Here is a 16,186-nt window from a genome sequence, read left to right on the forward strand (position 1 = left end):
TACAGATCTAGATCTTTCGGCAGGCTAGATTGGTTTGTCTCAATCTGTAACAGTTGCTCGGCAAAATAGGGTCTTACTGTTACAGATCGAGACAAACCGACGGGCTGCCCCGCCCCATCCACCTGCCGCTACCTGCTGTCTGCCGATTTCCGTTGCGCCACTGTGCTCCCATGCCATATCCTCTAGACAACTACGCGGCACCATCGCCGCCGCGCCTATAAGAGAGGAATGTCCATGACCGCACCTGCATCCAAGCTGCTCCAGCCCATTACGGTTGGCCCCCTTGAGCTCAAAAACCGCATTATGTTCCCGCCGCTGACCACCGGCTACGAGGAGCGCGACGGTTCCATCGGCGAGCGCAGCCTGGCTTTTTACGAGCGCCTAGCCCGTGGCGGCGTGAGCTACATCGTCATCGGCGACGTCGCTCCCGTTATGACCGCGAGCCCCACGCCCAAGTTGGCGACCGACGCCCAGATCCCCACGTTTAAGGCGCTGGCCGACGCCGTTCACAAGCACGGCGCCAAGGTCGCGCTGCAGCTGTTCCACCCCGAGTACGACGTGCCCGGTGTCGGCCGCATGGTCATGGGTTCCATGGCCGCCGCCAAGGCTGCGCAGGAGGCTAAGGCCGCCGGCGACGAGGGGACCTTTGCCGCCAAGATGGCCGAGTCCAACGAGATCCGCAAGCAGGCCTACGCCAAGTTGCACCACGATATGCAGCACTTTGTGAACGAGGCGAGCGTAGAGCAGCTCACCCAGATCAAGGAGGCCATCGCCGCCTCGGCCGCTCGCGCGCAGCAGGCCGGCATTGACGCCATCGAGGTCCACGGCGACCGCTTGGTGGGTTCGCTATGTTCGGCCATCCTCAACAAGCGTACCGACGAGTACGGCGGTTCGTTCGAGAACCGCGTTCGCTATGCGCTCGAGGTCGTCGCCGCCATTAAGGAGGCCGCGCCGCAGCTGATGGTGGAGTACAAACTGCCCGTGATCATGGAGAACCCCGACGGCACGCCGCGCGGCAAGGGTGGCCTGCAGCCCGACGAGGCCTGCGAGTTCGCCAAGCTGCTCGAGGGCGCGGGCATCGACATGATCCAGGTCGCGCAGGCCAACCACACCGGCAACATGGGCGACACCATTCCGCCCATGGGTGCCATGCCCTACAACTGGACGCTGCCGGTGGCCGAGCGCGTCAAGGCCCTGGTCTCCGTGCCGGTGGCCACCGTCGGCCGTGTTGTTTCGGTCGAGGCCGGCGAGAAGATTCTTGAGGACGGCGCGGCCGACATTATCGCCTATGGCCGCTCGCTCATGTGCGACCCCGACATTGCGCTGAAGGCCGCGACCGGCGAGCCCATCCGCGAGTGCCTCAACTGCAACAAGGGCTGCGTCGATGCGATTCAAAACCGCAAGTACATCTCGTGCGTGCTCAACGCCGAGAACGGCGACGAGGCGACCATCGCCATTAAGCCGGGCGAGGGCGACAAGAAGATCGCCGTGGTGGGCGGCGGTATTGCCGGCCTGGAGGCCGCACGCGTGGCGGCCAAGCGCGGCTACGACGTGACCGTCTATGAGGCGAGCGATCACTTGGGCGGCCAGATTGTGCTGGCGGCCGCGCCTCCGCGCAAGGATGAGATTATGCGCTCGGTCGAGTATTACGAGAAGATTCTGCCCGGCCTGGGCGTGAAGGTCGAGCTCAACCATGCCGCTAGCCCCGCGGATCTCAACGCCGCCGACGCCGCGATTGTGGCTGTGGGCGCGCACGACGTGGTCATTCCCGTTCCGGGTGCCGACTCGGACAAGGTCGTCTCGAGCTGGGACGTGCTGGCCGGCAAGGTGGAGCTCAGCGGGCGCGTCGCCGTCATTGGCGGCGGCCTGGTGGGCACCGAGACTGCCGAGTACCTGCTGCAGCGCGGCTGCGAGGTGGCGATCGTCGAGATGCTCGACAAGATTGCCGCGGGCGAGTCCGAGACCATTCTGCCGCTGATCATGAGCGACTTCGCCGCCCACAACGTGGAACAGCACGTTAAGACCCGCCTGACCGCCATTACCGACGAGGGCGTGGAGGCCGTGCACACCACCGAGGACGGCCCCGAGGAGCCGGTGAAGATCGCCTGCGATTACGTGGTGATGGCCGTGGGCTCCAAGGCCAACGCGTTTGACCTGGATGGCGTGACGGTGCCCGTGACCTGCGTGGGCGACTGCTCGGGCGAGCGCACCGCCGACATCGCGAGCGCCATTCGCACGGCGTATCACGCGGCCAACGAGCTGTAGTTGAACATCGCGGCCAGGCGGGGCGGTAGCACGGATCCGCCTCGCCCGGCTGTGTCCCGTCGGGTGTCAACCGGTGCGGGGCCTGCAAGCGCAGCAGGCCCCGCCCTTTTTGTTTTGCTCCGGTGGATGGCAATGCGCGGTAATCATGAGGAGTAAGGACGTCTACTGCCTTGCCGATTACTCAAAATTATTGGGGGAGGGGTTAATAATCATATCCGCTATAGCAAAGGACATAAAGAGGTGTCAATTTTGTTGACAGGCGAATGACGATTGGCTGCGAGTCAGCTACCAGCGTAAATAATCGATAAAGAAATGTCGTAAATTGGTGCCAAATGCCCAGATAACGCCGCGTCTATTTTAATTAACTGCTTTGAGCAAACAGTAAAATGCTACTATCTAACTTGCACGTAAGAAAGCAGATTAACGGTTAAGGCTAAGAAGTGGCAGGTATGTCGGAAGCAACTAGGACTCGCACGCATGCGCCCGAGGTTAGGCAGCGCGCCGTCGAGATCCTCCAAGAGGGGGTCGGTCATCGCGCCCTCGCCGCGGAGCTTGGCATTCCCCAGGCCACGGCTCGTCAGTGGGCCCGCGCGTATGCCGTAGGCGGTGCCGACGCCGTTCTCAACGCCGGTTCGCATCATCACACCTATTCGTACGAAGTTAAGCTCGCCGTGGTCAAGGACCGCTTGGAAAACGACTTAACGGTTCGCGAGGCCATGATCAAGCACAAGATTCCCAGCGAGTCTTCGGTCAAGGCTTGGTGCCGCCAGTATCGCGAGAGCGGTGAGTCCGCGCTGGTTGATAAGCCGCGCGGTCGCAAGCCGCGCGTTAAAAAGGCGGAATAGCGAACGGGATGGTGCGCCCACAGGGGCGCATTTTTCTTGCCGCGCCAACTTTTTGGACCGTCGTGAGCCTACTGGAACATCCTCCAAAGTGGTTAATAAACCGCGCGCAGTGGCCCGTGCGCCCGCCGCCGCGATAGGGGGAGCGTCGCCTCTCTGCTCCAAAGCGGACAGACTCGTTACCCCGTACGCCTAAAACTCCCCAGTTGACCGAAAACCCGCCGCCGCTACTCCTCAACTGAGCTATAACGTTAAACAATTGCAGCGTTTTTGCATGGGGGAGTGATGGTATGACGCTACTGTATTTCCTTACCCTGTTTCCGCTGGTACCGGCGCTGGGCATGCTGCTCGCGCGCGGTGACCGCGCCCGCGATGCGCTAGGGCTTGTAGGCTCTGGCATCATTATGGCGGTGACGGTTGTAGTCGCCGTCATGTTTTTTGGCACGGGCCCGCAGAGCTTCGAGGTTGCCCCCGGCGCCTCGCATGTGCTCTCGATCATCAGCTCCGTCATCGACGTGATCCTGTGCGCCGTCATCCTGTACAACGCGCGTAAATATAAGAGCACGCTCACCACGGTGCTCGGCGTGGTGCAGCTGGTGGGTTCGGTTGCCTTCGCTGCCATGACGCTGCCCGCGGCCGAGGTTGTCACCGCCACGCCGCTCTACCTGGATTACATGAGTGTGATCATGGTGCTTGCCGTCGGCATTGTCGGCAGCCTTATCTGCGTGTATGCCCTGGGCTACATGAAGGACTTTCAGGCCCATGACGAGCACGAGGCTGCGCTGCGCGGGCAGGCGGCGTCCGACCGACGCCCGCAGTTCTTGGCGCTTATGTTCCTGTTCCTCTCGGCCATGTTCGTCATCGTGACAAGCGACAACCTTGAGTGGCTGTTCTGTGGCTGGGAAATCACCACCGTGTGCTCGTTCCTCATGATTGGCTACACGCGCACGCCCGAGGCCATAAAAAACGCTTTCACCCAGATCATCCTCAACATGCTGGGCGGCATCGCGTTTTTGGCCGGACTCATATACCTGCACGTTAACGGCATGCCGCTGACCATCTCGGGCATGATCGAGCTTTCCGGCGCCGGAACCGCGCAATCCGCGCTGCTGGTCATGCCGGTCCTGTTGCTGTCGCTTGCCGCGCTCACCAAGGCCGCGCAGATGCCGTTCCACACTTGGCTGTTGGGTGCCATGGTTGCCCCCACGCCCACGAGCGCCCTGCTGCACTCGTCCACCATGGTCAAAGCCGGCGTGTTCCTGATGGTCAAGCTGAGCCCGCTCTATGCCATCTATCCCGTGACCGGCTTTATGGTCACGAGTGTGGGTGCCATCACGTTTTTGCTCGCTGCCCTCATGGCCATCTCGCAGAGCAACGCCAAACGCGTGCTCGCGTACTCCACCATCTCCAACTTGGGCCTTATCAGCGCCTGCCTGGGTGTCGGCGCGCCCGAGGCCGTGTGGGCCGCGATCTTCCTGATCCTGTTCCACACGGTGGCCAAGTCGCTGCTGTTCCTGTGCGTAGGCACGGCCGAGCATCATATCGGCAGCCGCAATATCGAGGACATGGACGGCATGTTCAGCCGCATGCCGCACCTGACGCGCCTGATGATGCTGGGCATTATGGGCATGTTCGTGGCCCCGTTTGGCATGCTCGTGTCCAAGTGGGGCGCCCTGGTGGCGTTTGCCCAGACCGGCAACGTGCTCATGATCATGGTGCTTGCCTTTGGCTCGGCCGCGACGTTCTTCTTCTGGGGCAAGTGGCTTGCCAAGCTTTCGGGCGTTGACCCCACGGCTCAAAACGTTGAGGTCAATGTCCATAAGACCGAATGGATGGCCCTCAACACCATCGCCGCGCTGCTGATTCTTTGCTGCGTGGCGTTCCCGCTCATCTCGAGCGGCCTGGTGTCGCCTTACTTGGCCATGGTGTTTGGCCGCGTGCCGTACGTTATTGGCAAGGACTCCATGTATCTGATGGTGGTTATCGTGGCGTTTATCGCCGTGGTGCTGCTGACTTCATTCCGCGTGAGCAACAAACCGCACGTCAACGTGTACCTTTCGGGTGTGGGGACCGACAAATATCGCCATTTCCGTGGCTCGATGGGACACGAGGTGAAGGCCGAAAAGCGCAATTGGTACTCGGAGGACGCCCTTGGCGAGAAGCGTATTGGCCCCGCGGGTAGCGTCGTGTGTTGCAGCATTATCTTGTTTGCGCTGCTGTGTTGCGCGTGGATTGGGCCCGAGCGGCTTGCCATGAGCGCGCCCTCGGTGCTGCGCGGTAAGTATTTTGAAGGTTCGGGTGTCGTGGGCATATTTATTGGTACCGTGGCGTTTGCCTTGATTGCGCCGCTTGTGGGAGGCCTGATCGACGGCCTTGACCGCAAGCTTTCGGCTCGCATGCAGGGCCGCGTGGGCCCGCGCTTGCTGCAGCCCTTCTACGACGTTGCCAAGCTGCTGCGCAAGGCCCCCGCCAGCGTAAACACCATGGACGATACCTACATGGCGTGCGCGCTCATCTTTACCGTGGTGGGCGGCGGCATCTTTGTGTCGGGTTCCAACACGCTGTTGTGCGCTTTTATGGTGACGCTCGCCGCGATCTTTGTGGTGTTGGCGTCCGCCTCGACGCAAAGCCCGTTTGCCCAGGTCGGTGCCGACCGAGAGCTGCTGCAGGTCATGAGTTACGAGCCCGCCGTTCTGTTGATGAGCGTGGGCCTGTATCTCGCCACCGATAGCTTCGACTCCATCGCCGTGACGGGGCAGTCGGCCCCCATCATCGTGTACAGCGCGCCCATTTTCCTCGCGCTGCTCGCGGTGCTTACCATCAAGCTGCGCAAGTCGCCGTTTGACCTTTCGTACTCGCATCACGCGCATCAGGAGATCGTCCAGGGCGTCGCCACCGAGATGAGCGGCGGCACGCTGGCCAAGATGACCCTTATGCACTGGTGCGAGACCGTGCTGTTTTTGATGTGGGTGGGCATGTTCTTTGTCTGGGACAACCCGGTAAGCTGGGTCGTAGCCCTGGTCGTGATGGCTACGACGTATTTTGTCGAGGTCCTGATCGACAACACCTTTGCCCGCAGCACCTGGCGCAGCTGCTTTAAGCTCGGCTGGGGCGTGGCGCTGGTGTTTGGCCTGCTCAACCTTATGCCCATCCTCGTCGACGTGTTTATTTAGGAGGCGGCATCCATGGATCATAAAATGTCGCGCTCGCCGTGGGTTATTCATTACGACGGTTCGAGCTGCAACGGATGCGATATCGAGGTGCTGGCCTCGCTCACGCCGCTGTTCGATGCGGAGCGCTTTGGCGTGGTCAACACCGGCAACCCCAAGCATGCGGATATCTTTTTGGTGACGGGGTCGGTCAACGCTCAGAACCTGCTCGTCGTGCGCCAGATCTACAACCAGATGCTCGAGCCCAAGTGCGTGGTGGCCTGCGGTATCTGCGCGTGTTCGGGCGGCGTGTTCCGCGATGCCTACAACGTGATCGGCGGCGTGGACCGCGCGATTCCCGTGGACGTGTACGCGCCCGGGTGCGCCATTCGCCCCGAGACGGTGATCGATGCCATCGTGGAGGCGTGCGGCATCTTGGACCAGAAGGAGGCCGTGATGCGCGCCGGCGGCGATCCGCTCACCGTGGGCGGCGCCGCCACCTGGGACGGTGGCGTTGAGCTGGGCGAGGACGGGTTTGTGGCCGCGGCTGAGGCCGGCGACGCGCCCGCCGCTGGCGACGCACCTGCTGGGACGCCCGCCGCGTCCGTCGCTGCAAAGGAGGCCGAGTAATGCAAGAGGCAATCTATACCATCGTTGGGATCGACGAGCTCCTGTCGCATGTCCAGGCGCTTAAGGGCGTCGGTGCGCGCTTTGTGCAAATGCACGCCGAGCGTAACGTCGACGACGGCTCGTATCGCTTGGTCTATACGTTTATCAACGTTCGTGCTGCTCAGGAGCATATTGCGCAGGGCGGCAGCTATGCGATCGAGAACCTGGTGGTCGAAGGCATCGACCAGTACCAGGAGATTCCGTCCATCAGCTCGTATTATCCGGCGGTATTCCCGTTTGAAAACGAAGCGCACGATCTGTTTGGTCTTGCCATCACCGATATGCAGATCGACTTTAAGGGCTTTTTCTACCAGGTCTCGACCGCTGAACCCATGAGCGTTATCACGCCCGAGGTGAAGACCGCGCGCGAGAAGGCCATGAAGGTCCGCGCGGCTGCCGAGGCCAAGGCGCGCAAGGCCGCTGCCGAGAAGGCCGCCGCGGCTGCGGCTGCTGCAGGGGAGGGCGTTGCGGGCGCCGGCGATGCCGCGGGCGCCGCTGCTCAGCCCGCTGCGGCTGTCGGCTCCGATGCTCAGCACGATGGGGCTGCTGCGAAGGCGGCGCTCAAGGCCGCCGAGATGGAGGCAAAGCTCGCCGCCATGGATCCCGAGAAAGCGGCCAAGGTCCGCGCGGCGCTTGCCGCCAAGGCCGCCCGCGACAAGCAGAAAGAGGAGGCGTAAGGTCCATGGCACATCGCTCCGTTATTCCGTTTGGCCCGCAGCACCCGGTGCTGCCCGAGCCGCTTCATCTGGACTTGGTGATCGAGGACGACCGCGTTATCGAGGCAATTCCACAGATCGGCTTTGTGCACCGCGGGCTCGAGAAGCTCACCGAAAAGCGCGACATGCATCAGTTTGGCTACATCGCCGAGCGCATCTGCGGCATTTGCGCCGTGGGCCACAGCTGCGGCTATGCCAGCGCCTGCGAACGCATGCTTGACATCGAGGTGCCCGGCCGCGTGCAGTATATTCGCACCATTCTGCACGAGCTTTCGCGCATTCACTCGCATTTGCTGTGGCTGGGCCTGCTTGCCGACGCCTTTGGCTTTGAGGCGCTGTTCTATCGTTCGTGGACCCTGCGCGAGCAGATTCTCAAGATCTTTGAGAGCACTTGCGGCGGGCGCGTGATTCTGTCGATTAACGAGATCGGCGGCCTTAAGCATGATATCGAGGACTCCGAGCTGGCAGGCATTGTCCAGACGCTCGATGCCATGCGTCCTGACTACGAGGCTCTGGTGCATACGTTTTTGGACGATGACAGCTGCGGCGAGCGCCTGCATGGCGTGGGCGTGATTAGCAAGAAAGACGCGCTGGAGCTTTCGATGGTCGGTCCGTTTGGGCGCGCCTCGGGCGTGGACTACGACGTGCGCATGTTTGGCGACGGTGCCTATGCGGACCTGGCTGCGTTTGAGCCGGTTGTCGCTACCGATGGCGACTGCTATGCCCGCTGCCAAGTGCGTTGCGCCGAGGTCACGCAGGCCATGGACATCATCAAGGAGCTTGTGGGCAAGATTCCGCACGACGGGATCGGCGGGCGCACCAAGCTTACGCCGGCCGACGGCGCACGCGGCGAGGTTGTGATTGAGCAACCGCGCGGCGAGGCGTATTACTATGTGCGCGGCAACGGCACCAAGAATTTGGACCGTTTTCGCGTGCGCACGCCGACGTCGCAAAATCTGGCGGGTCTGACGCATGCGCTGCAGGGCGTGCTCATTGCCAACGTGCCCATGATTATCCTGACCATCGACCCATGCATTAGCTGCACGGAAAGGTAGGCGCGGCATGAGTTTGCTGACATTTGCCAAGACGGCCTTGGGTTCTATGGTCAAGCAGCCGGTAACGGTGTGCTATCCGCAGGAGAAGCTCGCGGCACCCGGGCGCCTGCGTGGGCACATCGTTAACGACATGGACGTGTGTATTTGCTGCGGCATGTGCGCGCGCCGCTGCCCGGCGGGCGCGCTCGCGGTCGATCGCAAGGGAGGAACGTGGTCGATTGACCCGTATGCCTGCGTGGTATGCGGCGAGTGCATCGAGAGCTGCCCCAAACACTGCCTGACTATGGACACCGCCCGCACTCCAGTCGCGGCGGACAAGACTCCCACGGTAGAAACCAAGCCGGAATAGCGCTGGGATGGGGCCGGTGGGGCAAAAATGCCCCACCGGCCCCGCGCTTAAACGAGCGGTGGAGCCGCCGCGAACAAAACTATGCCGGATTACGGGGCTGGATAGCGAACCTCCGACCATATCGAAAACCAAGATAATAAAACCGCAGGTAGACTGCTTGCTGTTTTTCAAAAATAGGGGGTATGGATGAGGGCTCCGACTTTAGCCCCGTAAACCGGCATAGTTTTGAAATGGCACCATATCAGTAACAGCCTTTGATCTCCCGTGGACAGAGGGAAACGGATCATTTTTGCCTTGCGAGGGCTGCCGCGTGACCCGTCTGCCACGAAATGGGCCCATCTACTATGTTTAGGCGGCAGCCCTCGACCACGGCAAGTACTGTGAAATGAAAACCGCAGGTAGAACGCCTGCAGTTTTCTGGAAAACAGGGGTATGGTCGGGGGTATCGAGTCAAACGTAGTAGATGGGCCAGTTTTGAGGCGAGCACCACCAATTGATCCCCCGGGGACGGAGGAAAACGGGTCATTTTTGCCTGATGGCTCGAGTCGCACCCGTTTTCCTGCGAAAACGCCGTGTCTCAACTTTGGTGAGACATTTGTCTCACGCCCAAAACACAATCTGGAACATGTGTCACCTGCCCTAATTGTGTCTCATTCCGTAACTTTAGGCTGATGCAAGGTCTGAGACCGCGAGAAGGGAGACGCGATGAGTAAGTACACGAGGGGTCTCTTGGCGGTGATACTTGCCGTAGTGCTTGTGTTGCCGGCTGCAGCATTTGCCATGCTGCCCGAGGCCAACGCCAGGTCCAGCACCGGAATGGACGGGCCGACAGTAAGCGGAACGGTCGTCGACCCCGACACCAGCGGACGCTGGGAAATCTGGGCGGCCGGTCACAACGGTAACAAAGTAACGACTCAAAACGTCGGCCGAATCTGGACCGACAAGACGGTCAAGAAAGCCGGAGAAAACGAAGCGTCAGATTTTGTGACTACGCTTTCGGCGATGTCCTCGACGTCTAATTCAACCGTAACGGTTACCACGCCACTCGACATCGTGATGGTGCTGGACGCCTCTGGCTCGATGGATGATCATATGGGCGGTATAGACTCACCTAAGCGTATCGATGCGTTGAAGAACGCTGCGAATAGCTTTATCGATACCATTGCCAAGCAAAACGAGGGCATCGAGGGCGTCAATAGGCAGCATAGGGTTGCCATTGTTAAGTTTGCGGGCAAGAAGTCCAACGATATCGGCAACAATATGTATCGCGACGGAGGGTACTCCTACAATTACACCCAGGTTATGAAAGAATTGACCTACTGTTCCGGCAGCAATGCGGATGATCTCAAGAAGAATACAATTAATCAAATTCAGCCTGCCGGCGCCACGCGCGCCGACTATGGCCTAGAGCTGGCCGAGGGAATCACTATCACTTCTGGCCGCAAAGACGCCAAGAAGATTATTGTGTTCTTTACCGACGGTACGCCAACAAAGCAAAATAAATTCGATGCGGGTGTCGCCAACGCTGCCGTGACAGCTGCTAAGAACATGAAGGACAGCAAGGCCACCGTTTATACTATCGGCATCTTTGATGGCGCGGACCCCAGCGCTGGTATCCAGGATTCGGGAAAAAGCCAAAAAGAGAACAAGTTCATGCACGCCGTTTCGAGCAACTACCCCAATGCCACGGCATGGGATACTCATGGTGCACGCGCGGAAAACTCCGACTACTACAAGTCGGCGACCAATGCCGAAGAGCTCAAGAAGGTCTTCGACGACATCTCGCAGGCCATCACATCGGAGGCGCCTTATCCGACCGAAATCCATAAGGGATATGACAAGACCAAGTCTGGCTACATCACGTTTACCGACGAGCTGGGCGACTTTATGCAGGTCGATGGATTTACCGAAGTCGTCATCAACGGCACGCCGTTTACCGAGGCGAGCAAGACGTTCAATGAAGAAACCAATACCGACACATATGAGTTCACCGGCAAGGCAAAAGACCTGCTCATTACCGTGCAGCGTGCCGGCGATGACAATCCCCAGAAGGGCGATATCGTAACGGTTAACATTCCTGCATCGTTGATTCCGCTGAGCCACTTTAAGACCGTAGACGGCAAGCTTTCGGTCGACAGCGTTAAGCCCATCCAGGTGAAGTATGCTTCGAGCGTGAAGAGTGTTGCGCTCGACAACCTATTTACGCCTGAGAAGGTCACGGGGCTCAAGACTTACATCGAAAAGAATACGACCGTTGCCGACGATGACAGCAAGACCGTGAGCTTCTACGCAAACAAGTGGAAGACCGGTGCGTTGGGTGATACGGTTGCGACCTTTGAGCCGGCCGATACCAACCGCTACTACTACTTCCAGAAGCAGACTCCCATTTACACCGATAAGGAATGCACGCAGCCTGCAAAGATTTCACTGGCAGAAAAAGGCACCTATTACTACAAGGATGAGTTTGAGGAGCAGGGCGAGAACAACGAGGCCAAGTCCGCCACTGCCGTCATCGAGTTTATCGGCGGCGACGCTGCGAAGTTTGACGGCGCCATAGTTCGCGACAAGGACGATAACCTTTCGTTTAGCGTGGGAACCGCGCGCCTGGCCTTTATCGACGAGCTCCACACCACCAAGGAGGGTGTGGGCGGCAACTTGACCGAGACCGCGCTCGACGTGCTCAACCCCAGGTGGAACAACGTGTCCGCCAAGGCGGGTGCTACGCATGTCAATTCCTACTTGGGCAACAACGGCAAGATCAGCTATAAGTACGACATGACGCCGGCAAAGGTTGACACCAAGGCTAGCTTTGGCCTGACCAAGGTGCTCGAGGGTCGCGAGTGGACGAAAGAGGACAAGTTTGAGTTTGGTCTGACGTCCGAGAACGGTGCCCCGATGCCGAAGTCCACGACCGCGGTCGCGACCCAGGGCAACAAAGCCATCGATTTCGGCGAGATTACCTACACCGAGCCCGGCACGTACGTTTATAAGGTCAGCGAAAAGAACGCCGGCCAAACTATCGATGGCATCACTTACAGTGGGAATGTCGCGGAGATTACCGTGACGGTAACGCCCAACAAGAAGGGTGAGCTCAGCGCTGACGTACAGGTGACTTCGGGCGAGACTGAGTTCAAGAACACCTACGCTGCAAATTCCGTCGATTCAAGCGTCACCGACAAGATCAAGGTGACCAAGGTCCTGACCGGACGCGACCTCAAGGCCGGCGAGTTCAGCTTTGAGCTGCGCGAGGGTCTCGGCGAAGACGCGAAGGTTATCGAGACCGTCAAGAATGACGCCAACGGCAACGTTACGTTCAAGGCTATCAAGTACACCGAGATCGGTCAGCACATCTACACGCTGCACGAGGTCAAGGGCAATGCCGGCGGCATCACCTACGATGGCACGACCTACACCATCGTGACGACCATCAGCGATAACAACAAGGGCCAGCTGGTGGCTACGCACGAGCTGCAGGGCGCCGCCGAGGACGTTAAGAGCATTAAGTTCGAGAACTCCTACACCGCCACGCCCGTCGCGGCATCGCTCGTGGGTAAGAAGAACCTGCAGGTTCCTGATGGCTTGACCCCGGCCGATATTGCCGGCAAGTTCACCTTTACCGTGACCGGTGAAGAGGGCGCACCCATGCCCGCGAACGCGAGCGTGACCAATGATGCCAAGGGCAAGGTCGACTTTGGCAAGATCACCTTTACGCTCGACGACCTTAACAAGGCCCTGGGCGAGAAGCCCGAGAAGCGCGAGCACACCTTTACCTACACCGTGACCGAGTCTGGCGAGGTCGCTGGCGTGACCAACGACGCTAACGCCACGCGCAAGGTTTCCTACACCGTGACCGATGACGGCAAGGGTAATCTGAGCGTATCCCACAAGCCGGACGGCGATGCGGCATTTGCGTTCACCAATACCTATAACGTGAAGCCTGTCGAGACGAGCGTCACCGAACAGATTACCGCGACCAAGTTCCTGACCGGCCGCGACATGGCTGAGGGCGAGTTCTCCTTCGAGCTCGTCGAGGGCGGGGACAAGGACGCCAAGGTCGTCGCCACCGGCAAGAACGCCGCCGATGGCAAGATCACGATGAGCGCCGTGAAGTACGACAAGGCCGGAACGCACGCTTACACGCTGCGCGAGGTCAAGGGCGGAACCACCAGCAAGGGCATTACCTACAGTGACGCCAAGTTCGCCATCGAGACGACCATCACCGATAGCGGCGACGGCACGCTCAGCGCCCAGCATGTTCTGAAGAATGCTGAGGCTGCGATCTTCAAGAACACCTACAGCGTGACCCCGCTCGAGACCGAGCTCGACTTTGGCCTGAGCAAGGCTATTGACGGTCGCGACTGGACGGATGGGGACGAGTTCAGCTTTACCATCACCGCCCCCGAAGGCACCCCGCTGCCCGATCCCGCAACCGTAACCGTGAGCAAGAGGGACGCGAAGGACGGCATCGCCGCCATCAAGTTCGGTAAGATCCACTACACCGCTGCCGGAACCTATAAGTACGAGATTCGCGAGAACGCGGGCAGCACGGTCGGCATGACGTATGACGCGCATGTCGCAACCGCCGAAGTGACCGTGACCGAGGACAGCGATGGCACCCTGACCGCCAACGTCACTAAGAAGGAAAACGGACGCTTTACCAACACGTACCGCACTGAGCTCGATTACGCCGCGGCCGGCGGCCTCAAGCTCAGCAAGACCCTCTACGGACGCCCCATGACCGAGGGCCAGTTCACCTTTACCGTGACGCCCGCCGACGATGATTCGGCTAGCGCACTTGGCCTGCTGCCCGGGGCCAACAACTATGAGTCCCCCGCAACGATAGAGGGAACAGTCGGCCAGATTGACATTCTGGCGGGCCATGAGGTCAAATTTACGCAGGCTGATGCCGGCAAGACCTTTACATACACCGTTGCCGAGAAGAATGACGGCCAGCCGGGTTACACCTACGACGACGCTGTCCGCACCGTGACGATCGCCATCGCCGACGACACCGCCGGCACGCTCACCGCCACGACGACCGTCTCCGGCGGTTCCGAGGGCACGCTGGTGACCGAGTACAAGACCGGCGCGGCCGCGGTCGAGAGCGCCGTGGTCCCGTTCGTCAACAGCTATAGCGCTACGACCAACACGCCTGGTGGCACCGCTGCTCAGGTCGTTGCCGCCAAGACCCTGACCGGTCGCCCGATGGTTGACGGCGAGTTCTGGTTCGGTATCGCCTATCAGGGTGAGCTTGTGGGTTATGAAAATCTCAAGCCCAATATCGGTGGGCACGTGAGCTTTGATGCGCTGCACTACGACACCAAGATGCTTGCCGATCTTGAGTCTGCCGGGCTTGCCCATCGTACCGACAAGGACGGTAAGCTTGCTTGGACCATTAACTACACGGCCTACGAAGCTATACACGGGCTGCCGAACGGCGTTTCTGCTACAACGTGGTACTTTGGCTTTAAGGTTATCGTCGTCGATAACGGTGACGGTACCCTGACGGCAACGGTCGACTACGGTGGCATCGAGCCCTTGTTCGAGAACGTCTACGGCGCCGATGCCGTTGACGCCGCGCTTACCGGCACCAAGAAGCTCCAGGCTGCCGAGGGCCTGACCCCGGCCGACATCACGGGTAAGTTTACCTTTACCGTGGCCGCCGATGAGGCGGGTGCCCCGATGCCCGAGCGCACGACCGCAACCAACGACGCGGCCGGCAACGTGGACTTTGGCAAGATCCACTTTACGCTCGAGGACCTCAACCGCGCCCTGGGCGTGACGGACGATGCGACCGATAAGGCCGAGGCAGACGAGGCCGACGAGGCAGAGGCTGAAGAGGCCAACGCCGACGCTGATGCCAACGCCGACGAGCCCAGCGACGAGTCCGAGCCCGCAGATCCCGCTGCCCCGCGCTCGCACACCTTTACCTACACGGTGACCGAGTCCGGCACCGCCCCTGGCGTGACTAACGACGCCAATACCGCGCGCAAGGTTTCCTACACCGTGACTGACGACGGCGCTGGGCACCTGAGCGTCAAGCGCGACGGCGGCGACGGTGCGGACTTTACGTTCACCAACACGTACAGCGTGACGCCTACCGATTCTTCCGTGACCGATCAGGTCACGACCGTCAAGCGTCTGACCGGACGTGATCTTGCAGCTGGCGAGTTCACGTTTGAGCTGCTCGAGGACGGCGTGACTGTCGCTAGCGGCACCAACGACGCTAACGGCACCGTTACGCTGAGCCCGATCCGCTACGAGGCACCCGGCACGCACATGTACACGCTGCGCGAGGCTTGCCCCAACGCGCTCGGCCTGTACAAGGGCGTCACCTATGACGGTACGACCTACACCGTCGTGACCACCGTCTCCGACAATGGTGACGGCACGCTGACCGCGACGCACAAGCTCGAGGGAACCACCGAGTCGGCTGGCTTTACCAACAAGTATCACGCCATGCCCACGCAGGTTTCCATCGGCGCCATCAAGGTACTCGAGGGACGCGAGCTCAAGAAGGACGAGTTTAGCTTTAAGCTCGTTGGCGAGGACATCGAGTCCACCGTCACCAACGATGCCGACGGCAAGATTAACTTCGACAAGTTCGAGTACGACGAGCCTGGTACGTACGTCTACACCATCAGCGAGGTCAAGGGCGACGAGGCCGGTATGACCTACGACAAGTCCGTCTTTACCGCGACCGTCAACGTGGTCGACGACGGCGAGGGCAACCTCAAGGCGAACGTCACCTTTACCAAGGGCGACAAGAGCGTCGAGGGTATCGTGTTCAACAACACGTACAAGAAGCCCGAGACGCCCGTGCCGACGCCCGATCCCGGCACGCCCAAGACCGTGACGAACATCGTCAAGACGGTCAAGGGTTTCCTGCCCACCACGGGTGACCAGCAGGCCGCCGCACTGCTCATGGCATTCGTCATCGCCATGGCCGGCGTCGGAGCCCTGGTCTGGGGTATCCGTAAGCGCTAGGCACGCTGGCAGCGCCCGGGGCCAAAAGGCCCCGGGCGACCGGCGGGGAGCCAGAACATAGCCCCACCCCCCACCCCCAGCCGCCACGGAGACGTCTCCCTTCTCCGTGGCGGCACTTTTGTGCGCAGGGGAGGAAGGGCCGCCACGAAATCGG

At 60.4% G+C, this 16,186-nt stretch carries 8 protein-coding genes; all 8 read left to right on the forward strand.

All coding sequences use genetic code 11. From position 1 onward, the window contains the following. Positions 1-234 precede the first annotated feature (234 nt). The 8 genes from bilR (at position 235) to DWV32_RS01410 (ending at position 16,032) form a co-directional block, all read left to right on the forward strand. Complete coding sequence (gene bilR, locus DWV32_RS01370; protein WP_233540372.1) at positions 235-2,265, forward strand: bilirubin reductase, long form; 2,031 nt, start codon at positions 235-237, stop codon at positions 2,263-2,265. A gap of 449 nt (positions 2,266-2,714) precedes the next feature. Continuing rightward, positions 2,715-3,110 (forward strand): helix-turn-helix domain-containing protein, encoded by a 396-nt coding sequence (locus DWV32_RS01375; RefSeq protein WP_117756962.1) that lies wholly within the window; start codon positions 2,715-2,717, stop codon positions 3,108-3,110. A 287-nt stretch (positions 3,111-3,397) separates the two neighbouring features. After that, on the forward strand, positions 3,398-6,280 hold the full coding sequence (locus DWV32_RS01380; protein WP_117756963.1) for a proton-conducting transporter membrane subunit: 2,883 nt from the start codon (positions 3,398-3,400) through the stop codon (positions 6,278-6,280). Between the two features lie 12 nt (positions 6,281-6,292). Then, positions 6,293-6,886 (forward strand): NADH-quinone oxidoreductase subunit B family protein, encoded by a 594-nt coding sequence (locus DWV32_RS01385; RefSeq protein WP_117756964.1) that lies wholly within the window; start codon positions 6,293-6,295, stop codon positions 6,884-6,886. Then, complete coding sequence (locus DWV32_RS01390; RefSeq protein ID WP_117756965.1) at positions 6,886-7,602, forward strand: NADH-quinone oxidoreductase subunit C; 717 nt, start codon at positions 6,886-6,888, stop codon at positions 7,600-7,602. The genes DWV32_RS01385 and DWV32_RS01390 overlap by 1 nt, the downstream gene beginning before the upstream one ends. Before the next feature lie 5 nt (positions 7,603-7,607). Then, positions 7,608-8,696, forward strand: a complete 1,089-nt coding sequence (locus DWV32_RS01395) for a nickel-dependent hydrogenase large subunit (protein ID WP_117756966.1) — start codon at positions 7,608-7,610, stop codon at positions 8,694-8,696. 7 nt (positions 8,697-8,703) lie between these two features. Then, on the forward strand, positions 8,704-9,045 hold the full coding sequence (locus DWV32_RS01400; RefSeq protein ID WP_117756967.1) for a 4Fe-4S dicluster domain-containing protein: 342 nt from the start codon (positions 8,704-8,706) through the stop codon (positions 9,043-9,045). 705 nt (positions 9,046-9,750) lie between these two features. Continuing rightward, positions 9,751-16,032, forward strand: a complete 6,282-nt coding sequence (locus tag DWV32_RS01410) for a Spy0128 family protein (protein WP_117756968.1) — start codon at positions 9,751-9,753, stop codon at positions 16,030-16,032. The last annotated feature ends 154 nt before the right edge of the window (positions 16,033-16,186 follow it).

The organism is Collinsella sp. AF04-24, from assembly GCF_003465685.1.
GTDB lineage: Bacteria > Actinomycetota > Coriobacteriia > Coriobacteriales > Coriobacteriaceae > Collinsella > Collinsella aerofaciens_AP.